General features: G+C 42.4%; 2 protein-coding genes. Both read right to left on the reverse strand.

The window, feature by feature from the left end; all coding sequences use genetic code 11:
- Positions 1–164: 164 nt before the first annotated feature.
- Positions 165–941: an IS21-like element helper ATPase IstB gene (istB, locus tag G4407_RS15840; RefSeq protein ID WP_173689643.1), complete on the reverse strand. Its 777-nt coding sequence runs from the start codon at positions 939–941 to the stop codon at positions 165–167.
- The gene (gene istA, locus G4407_RS15845; protein ID WP_173689644.1) at positions 938–2,482 is read right to left on the reverse strand and encodes an IS21 family transposase; all 1,545 of its coding nucleotides are present in this window, start codon (positions 2,480–2,482) and stop codon (positions 938–940) included. The genes istB and istA overlap by 4 nt, the downstream gene beginning before the upstream one ends.
- Positions 2,483–2,839 lie beyond the last annotated feature (357 nt).

Here is a 2,839-nt window from a genome sequence, read left to right on the forward strand (position 1 = left end):
CAATATAAAATGATTCAGAATTTTTTGACTTCGATGTAGTTACTTTCATGATAAAGTCCTCCTTAATCAATTATATTGAATATTACGGTGCGGCAGAGCCGCCAGTCCGGTGTGGCGAGAGCCACCTGTCCGGACTAACGGAGCCACCCCATTTTTTTATTATGTTACTTTGCCATTGCTGGATCCAGTCCATATACTTCTCTCATAGAGAGGTCTTTAGCTGGGTCAACACTTTCAATATCGATCTTATAGGAATCATACGATATGCGATCCATGATGGCATCGGCAAGAGTACTTTCACCATCACAGATTTGCTGGTACCACTCATTTTCACGGAACTGAGAACAAAAGATTGTTGAAGATTTTTTACGTCTTTTATGTATCAGTTCAAAAAGATTTCTGGCTTCAGCTTCTGTCAGTTTAAGAAGCAGCCACTCATCAAGGATCAGTACTATTGGCTTGGTGTATTTCTTCAGGACAGTCGAGAAAGTTCCATTGTCCCTGGCAGCCTGTAAGTCCAATAATAGATCAGGAAGTCGTACATACCGTACTGAGTAATAGTGCTTGCATGCTTCCATTCCAAAGGCACAGGCCATGTAAGTTTTACCACTTCCGGTTGCTCCAGTAATAAAGATGTTCCGGTATTCTGTAATGTATTCACAGGTTGCCAAACGGTTGATCAGTGCTTTGTTCAGCTTTCGTCCAGAATGGTAATCGATCGCTGCGATGCTGGCATCTGGTTGTTCAAACTCAGCCTGACGGATCAGTCTTTTCAGACGATTGTTTTTACGGTTGCTGTATTCGACATCAACAAGCATGCCGAACCGATCTTCGAATGGAACTTCCTTCATTGCAGGATCATCCATCTGGATGTGGAATGCATCTGCCATAGCAGTCAGACGCATTTCAATAAGTTTATCGATTGTACTTTGATTTGTCATGCTTGTTTACCTCCATAGTATCTGGCTCCTCTGGTTATGCCGTGTGGTTTTACTGCCTGAGATGATTCTGATTCGGTATCAGATGCATCTTTTGTTGCAGCCAATAGATTTTTGATACTTTTATAGCTGGGTTTACCGGAATAAGTGAGCGCCGTGGCGCAGACCTGTTCCAGTTTTTCTGGCGAATGTTTTTCTGCCAGTTTCAATAATCCCATGCAGCTTCTGTAGGATTGCTGTTCAATCCTGCCGGAGGTAAGTATTGCATCGACAACCTTACTTGTGTTAATTCCAATCGAATCAGCCCACTTACGGAACCGGTCACCGTTCCATTCCAGATATTTCTGGTGTTCCTGCGGCATATGTTCTGTCACTGTAGAATACTGACCGCTTCTTCCATAGAGTCGTCTGTGAGAGGCAATACGATTGTGATTATAAAATATTTCAATCGTTGTATCTGTTATACGCACATCAACCTTATTTTTGATATACTGATAAGGCACGGAGTAGAACATTCTGTCTACTGCGATGTGATAGTTAAACTGGACGGTGGCTTGTTTCCATTCAGCCAGTTCAAAAGGTGTAGCAGGCAACGGAGCCAGTAATGGCATTTCTTCCCCAAGAAATAAACTGAGTCTGCTACATTCCTTTTTCTGGAATTTACGGGCGTTGTAGGCATCCAGTTTTTCACGGATTGAAGCATTCAATTCTGCAAGAGAAAAAAACTGCTCATTGCGAAGGGCTGCTGTTATCCATGTGGATATCTTTCTTACTGATCCCTCTACATTCGGTTTATCCTTGGGCTTCCGGACTCTGGCCGGAAGGATGGCAAGATTGTAATGTTCTGCCATTTCATGATAAGTTGTGTTTAAGGTAGTGTTGTACCAGTCACTCTTCTTATGATTCACTGCGGTTGTACAGTTATCAGAAACGAGCATAGGTGTGACACTGCCAAAGAAATCAAACATCTGGACATGAGCTTTGATCCAGTTGTCGGTTTTCTCATTCATATATGCTTTTACAAAAGCATACTGACTGTAAGTTAATACACCTACAAATATCCATGCATCTGTGATTTCTCCGGTGTCCGGATCAATGATGTGGGCAGGATCACCGGCCCAGTCAACTTCAATCTGTTCACCTTGTTTTCTGGGGATATGCATGGTAGCCCTGCGTTTTTCTTCATCCTTCTGGATGTAATAGCAGAACTGAGAATACATTAGAGGCTCTTCGCTGTTCATGCGGCACTCCTCACAGTATTCTACCCAGAGAAGCTTTTTGTTTACGCCGTTCCGCAGGAGTTCTTTGCGGATGTAGTCAAAGTTTGGCATGCGTTTATTCATTGCCGACTTATCCTTAGGAAACATCAGCTCCTCTAGTGCGCTGTCGGTCATGTTGAAATCCAGCGGCCATGAAAGATTGATTTCCGCTGCCTTTTTCAAAACCTTAGCGACTGTGTTTCTGGATACACCGCAACTCTGTGCGATGTTCCTCTCACTGAATCCCAATCTTTTCAAGCGTAGGATTTCACGATACTTGGTCATAACTTACGACCTCCTTTATCTGTATTCACACCAAAGGTGTGTATTTACAGTATAAAGGAAATATATGTAATAGAGCCCAATAAGGTGGCTCTGAATTACCGGAATATATGGCTCTCATTCTCCGGAATGGTGGCTCTCAAAGTCCGGACAGGTGGCTCAGAGAGCCCCGGAATAATCATATATCACATTTCCCAAAGAAATGCTATATAATACTATAAAATAAAACCAAAAATTTGACACAAAAAAAGCAGGTTTTATGCGGTCTGCGAGTACTTTTTCTAATATTTAACTGTCAAACTCCCGAGACAGAATACAAAAAAATTCTGGAAACCGGAAGAGACAATCAGGCGTTATCTC

Source organism: Allocoprococcus comes (assembly GCF_013300725.1).
Lineage (GTDB): Bacteria > Bacillota > Clostridia > Lachnospirales > Lachnospiraceae > Allocoprococcus > Allocoprococcus comes_A.

Excerpts from the sequence above, each read along its gene's own strand:
- istB (WP_173689643.1), bottom strand. The coding sequence starts at position 941 with ATGACAAATCAAAGTACAATCGATAAACTTATTGAAATGCGTCTGACT.
- istA (WP_173689644.1), bottom strand. The coding sequence starts at position 2,482 with ATGACCAAGTATCGTGAAATCCTACGCTTGAAAAGATTGGGATTCAGT.